This window comes from Frankia sp. AgKG'84/4 (genome assembly GCF_023242965.2).
Lineage (GTDB): Bacteria > Actinomycetota > Actinomycetes > Frankiales > Frankiaceae > Frankia.
In genome coordinates, this window is sequence record NZ_JALKFU020000409.1 from 1 (window position 1) to 4,788 (window position 4,788).

Below are 4,788 nucleotides of genomic sequence, written 5' to 3' on the forward strand. Positions count from 1 at the left end.
GACGGGACGTGACAGCTCCCCCCGGCGGAGCGCGCGGCGCCTCCGACCGTCTCGGCGCCCACGACGGCCCAGGCGCGCCGGTCGGCGAAAGACCGACCGTGGCGCCGATCGGGCCGCGGCCGACAGCGGTGCCAGCCGGGAACCGGCCGACCGGGGCGCCGGTGCTCAACGTCGCCAACCTGCTGACGATCGTGCGGCTGATCCTGGTCCCGGTCTTCGTCGTCCTCCTGTTCGCCGGGCCCGAGGTCGACGCCTGGCGGTACGCGGCGTTCGGCGCCTACGCCGTCGCCGCCATCACCGACCAGGTCGACGGTTCGATTGCCCGGCACTGGCAGCTGGTCACCGACTTCGGCATTCTCGTCGACCCGATCGCCGACAAGGCACTGACCGGCGCCGCGCTGGTCTCCCTGTCCGTGCTCGGTGAGCTGCCGTGGCCGGTGACGGCGGTGATCCTGCTGCGTGAGATCGCGGTGACCCTGCTTCGGCTGTGGGTCATCCGGTTCGGGGTGATCGCTGCCAGCCGCGGCGGCAAGGCCAAGACGTTGCTGCTCAACGTGGCGATCGGCCTGTACGTGCTGCCGCTGGACGGTGTGGCCGAGATCGTCCGGGCGGTGATCCTCACCGCGGGCGTGGTGGTGGCGGTCGCCACCGGGATCGACTATGTGTACCGGGCGCTGGCGTTGCGGCGCCGGGCCGCGCGCGAGGCCGTCACCGGTGCGGCGGCCGACGACGACGAGGGGTGGGCGGGTGCGCGCTGAGCTGCTGGCGGTGGGGGACGAGCTCCTCTACGGCGACATCGTGAACGGCAACGCGGCCTGGCTCGGCCGAGCGCTGGCCGACGTCGGCGTGCGGGTGGTGACCTCCACCGTCGTCGGCGACGACGTCAAGGTGATCTCCGCGGCGATCCGCGTCGCGCTCGGGCGCGCCGACGTCTGCCTCATCACCGGCGGCCTGGGACCCACCCAGGACGACCTGACCCGTGAGGGCATCGCCGACGCGGCCGGTGTCGGCCTGCGCCGCAACGAGGTGCTGGCGGCCGAGCTGCTGCGCCGGTATGACGAGATGGGGCGCGGCGACGGCGTGCCCGAGATGAACTTCCGCCAGGCCGACCTGCCGGACGGCGCGCAGCCCGTGCGCAACGGCGCCGGCACCGCACCCGGGGTCCGGATGGTGATCGGCTCGGGCGTCGTCTACGCGATGCCGGGCCCGCCGTTCGAGATGACGGCGATGTTCACCGAGAGCGTCCTGCCCGACCTGCTGCGCCGCGCCGGGAGTCCGGCGGTCGTGGTGCACCGGGTGCTGCGCACCGCGGGCATGTGGGAGTCCTCGGTGGCCACGGCACTGGCCGGCGAGGTGGAGCGACTCGCGCCGATCGGGAACCCGACGATCGCGTTCCTGGCCAGCGACGGGCAGACCCGGGTCCGGATCACCGCCCGCGCCCGCGACCGGGACGAGGCCGAGCGGCTGATCGCGCCAGTCGAGACCGCGGCCCGCGCGGCCCTCGGCGACGGCGTGTACGGCGGGGATGAGGATTCGCTGGAGGCCGTCGTGCTGGGGATGCTCGCCACCCGCTCGGCGACGCTCGCGGTGGCCGAGTCGCTCACCGGCGGTCTGCTTGCCGGGCGGTTGACCGACGTGCCCGGGGCGAGCGGCGTGCTGCGCGGTGCCGTCGTGGCCTACGCGACCGACGTCAAGGGCTCGGCCCTGGGGGTCGACCCGGGCCTGCTGGCGACGGAGGGTGCGGTGTCCGCGCGGACGGCCGCGGCGATGGCGGCCGGGGTCCGCGAGCGGCTCGGCGCCGACTACGGCCTGGCCACCACCGGCGTCGCCGGTCCGGCGGCGCAGGAGGGCAAGCCGCCGGGCACCCTGCACGTGGGCCTCGCCGGCCCGGATGGCATCGTCACCCGCTCGGTACGACTACCGGGCGACAGGGCGAGGGTGCGCACCTACGCCGTGGTCACGGCACTGGACCTGGTCCGACGTACGCTTGCGGGACTACCAGGCGGCGACACGGTTACGATGGGTGACTCAGCCGTCGGTGGGTCTGGGGAGTAATCGTCGGACCTGAGGTGCTTACACAGTTACAGTCCCATCAACGAGGGCCCGATGGCCGTGGTGGTGGGTATACGGTGAACGCACCCCGCGGACGAAGGAGGAGGCTCGATGGTCCTGCTCCGACGCATGATCGGCGAGGCGTTGCGCCGCCGCCGTCAAGATCAACATCGCACGCTTCGGGAGGTGTCGTCGGCGGCCCGAGTGTCGCTCGGCTACCTCTCCGAGGTCGAGCGTGGGCAGAAGGAAGCTAGCTCCGAGCTGCTCGCTGCCATCTGTGAGGCACTGGGAGTGCGCCTCGCGGACCTGCTGCGTGAGGTGAGCGAGGATCTCGAGCTCGCCGAGCTGGCGGTGGGCGCGGCGGTCGGTGGCGGTGCCACCGTGGTCGTGCCAGCGCGACCGACGGTGGTCGAGCGAGCCGCCTGAGCCTTCACCGGCTCGGCTCGCGGTGCTGCTCAGCGCCCGTGTGGCCCCGATTGGGGGCCTCATTCCGGGGCACGCCTGTGTGTGCAGGCTGACCCCCGAGAGTGAGAGGCGGCGCTGATGAGCGCTATTCGAAGCCCCCTGTCCGACGAAGCCGGCACGATCACCGGAGAGGCGCTGCAGGGTGCCCTGATCGATCTGATCGACCTGTCGCTGTTCGCCAAGCAGTTGCACTGGAACGTCACGGGGCGCACCTTCCGCAGCGTGCACCTCCAGCTGGACGCCGTCGTCGAGATGGCCCGCCGCTACGCCGATCAGGTGGCCGAACGGTCCGTCGCCATCGGCGTCAACCCGGACGGCCAGGCGGGCACCGTGGCCCGGGGTACCCACCTGCCGGGGGTCGAGGTCGGCTACGTCGCCGACGAGAAGGTCCTGCGCCTGGTCACCGAAGTCCTCGCGGGGATCGTCACCCGGATGCGGACCCGCATGGAGGCTACCGAGAAGCCCGATCCGGTCACCCAGGATCTGATCATCGGTATCGTGCACGACCTGGAGGAACAGCACTGGATGTTCCAGGCGATGGTCTGAGCCGGGGGACCGCCGCCGCGGTATCGCCCGCGGCGGCACGGCCCCCGGGAGCCCTGGCCCGAACGGGCCGGCTCTGGTGGCGTCGCCCGCGGGGTTCTGTCACCCTCCCCGGTTAGTTGTCGTGGCGCGGCGTGAGCCGTTCGACTCCCGGGCTCGGTTGTCGAGCCCGCCCGCTGGGGAAAGTAGGTCTCGTGAGCACCGCCTCGCGACCCGAGGAAGAGAACGTCGCCCCGGGGCATCGCCCGATCCAGGTCTGCAAGGGCTGCAACGGGCTCGGCGAGCAGTTGGTCGTCTTCGCCACCGCCCGCGGCGGCTTCGTGCCGGCGTGCCGGCCCTGCGACATCTGCCTGGGCCGCGGCCGCACGGAGCTGTGCCCGCCGGTGTGACCCGTCCGACGGTGTGACGTGCCGCCGGGGTGTCCTGGGCCGGCCCTGGTGACGTCTTGTTGACGCGATCGGGGCCGCACGCGGGCTCACCGCCGGGCCGGTGTCGTGCGACGATCGTGGTATGGCGAACGTCGTCCGCAAGATTGCCCGGTATCTGTCCGCCTCGGCCAACCGCAAGTTCGACGAGCGGGCCGACCCGCGGGTGCAGATCGACCAGGCCATCGATGAGGCCCGCCGCCAGCACGAGGCGCTGGTGCAGCAGGCCGCCCTGGTCGTCGGCAACCAGCGTCAGCTGGAGATGCGGCTGAGTCGCCAGGCCGAGGAGGTCGCCAACCTCACCGAGTCGGCCTGTTCGTCGCTGATGCTCGCGGACAACGCGCGGGCCGCGGGCGACCCGGTCGCGGCGGCCGGCTACGACGAGACCGCGGCGGCCTTCGCCAATCAGCTCGTCTCGGCCGAGACGTCGCTCGAGGACCTGAAGAACCTGCACGGCCAGGCGGTGTCCTCGGCCGCGCAGGCCCGCACCGCGGTGGAGGACAACACCGCCCGGATGCAACGGCACCTGGCCGAGCGGGCCCGCCTGTTGACGCAGATCGAGCACGCGGCGATGCAGGAACAGATGACCAAGGCCGTCGAGGGCATGTCCACCCTCGCCCCTCCCGGCGACACGCCGAGCCTCGCGGAGATCCGGGACAAGGTCGAGCAACGCTACGCGGTGGCGCTCGGCCGCCACGAACTCGCCTCCCAGGGGATGGAGGCCCGGATGATCGAGGTGCGCCGGGCCACCCTGGACGCCCGTGCCCAGTCCCGCCTTGCCCAGTTGCGGGGCGAGATCGGTGGGACCGGGACCGCCTCGCCGGCGATCGGCGCCGGTGGTGCGGCCGCGGCGCCGGCACTGCCCGACGAGCCCCATCGCCTCCCCCTGACGAAGGGGCCGCAGGTAGGCCAGAGCGGCCAGTCGGCGCACGGCTCCCAGGGCGCGCCCAGGCCCATCGCCGAGGGCGGTGACGGCGCCGGCACGCCTCCTGGTGGTCCCGCGGCGGGCTGATCGGGCACGGCAGACCGTCCGCGGAGCTGGAGGACACGGCATGATCGACGGTGCGGTGTGATCGAGGGATCGACGCCCGAGGGCGGTCGTGAGCGGGCTGCCTCGCCGCCCCCCGGCGAAGGATCGGCCTGCGCCGCCGGGTTGCCCGGCGGCCCGCTCGCCGGTGGTACCGCCTCCGGCGGCCCGCACTGGCGCACCGCGTCCGCCTGGGGGCGGGCCGGGGGGTCGGGGCGGGGGCTGCGTGAGGCATTCGACCGTCGTTCGGACGGCGTGCGACCGGCGGCGCAGGCG

At 73.2% G+C, this 4,788-nt stretch carries 6 protein-coding genes and 1 pseudogene; all 7 read left to right on the top strand.

Annotated features, from left to right (window positions below):
- Positions 1–8: 8 nt before the first annotated feature.
- The gene (locus tag MXD58_RS20095) at positions 9–758 is read left to right on the top strand and encodes a CDP-alcohol phosphatidyltransferase family protein (protein WP_374616388.1); all 750 of its coding nucleotides are present in this window, start codon (positions 9–11) and stop codon (positions 756–758) included.
- Positions 748–2,055, top strand: a complete 1,308-nt coding sequence (locus tag MXD58_RS20100) for a competence/damage-inducible protein A (protein WP_248838282.1) — start codon at positions 748–750, stop codon at positions 2,053–2,055. The genes MXD58_RS20095 and MXD58_RS20100 overlap by 11 nt, the downstream gene beginning before the upstream one ends.
- A gap of 108 nt (positions 2,056–2,163) precedes the next feature.
- The gene (locus MXD58_RS20105) at positions 2,164–2,478 is read left to right on the top strand and encodes a helix-turn-helix domain-containing protein (protein WP_101832628.1); all 315 of its coding nucleotides are present in this window, start codon (positions 2,164–2,166) and stop codon (positions 2,476–2,478) included.
- Between the two features lie 117 nt (positions 2,479–2,595).
- Complete coding sequence (locus MXD58_RS20110) at positions 2,596–3,063, top strand: Dps family protein (RefSeq protein ID WP_248838283.1); 468 nt, start codon at positions 2,596–2,598, stop codon at positions 3,061–3,063.
- A gap of 191 nt (positions 3,064–3,254) precedes the next feature.
- Positions 3,255–3,449 (top strand): hypothetical protein, encoded by a 195-nt coding sequence (locus tag MXD58_RS20115; RefSeq protein ID WP_248838284.1) that lies wholly within the window; start codon positions 3,255–3,257, stop codon positions 3,447–3,449.
- Positions 3,450–3,570: 121 nt separating this feature from the next.
- A complete protein-coding gene (locus MXD58_RS20120; RefSeq protein WP_248838285.1) occupies positions 3,571–4,497 on the top strand; it encodes a PspA/IM30 family protein in 927 nt (308 codons plus the stop codon).
- Between the two features lie 57 nt (positions 4,498–4,554).
- A pseudogene (locus MXD58_RS20125) lies at positions 4,555–4,788 on the top strand (hypothetical protein); the annotation flags it as partial.

Coding starts and splice junctions, on each gene's coding strand:
- MXD58_RS20105 (WP_101832628.1), top strand. CDS start 2,164: ATGGTCCTGCTCCGACGCATGATCGGCGAGGCGTTGCGCCGCCGCCGT.
- MXD58_RS20120 (WP_248838285.1), top strand. CDS start 3,571: ATGGCGAACGTCGTCCGCAAGATTGCCCGGTATCTGTCCGCCTCGGCC.
- MXD58_RS20110 (WP_248838283.1), top strand. CDS start 2,596: ATGAGCGCTATTCGAAGCCCCCTGTCCGACGAAGCCGGCACGATCACC.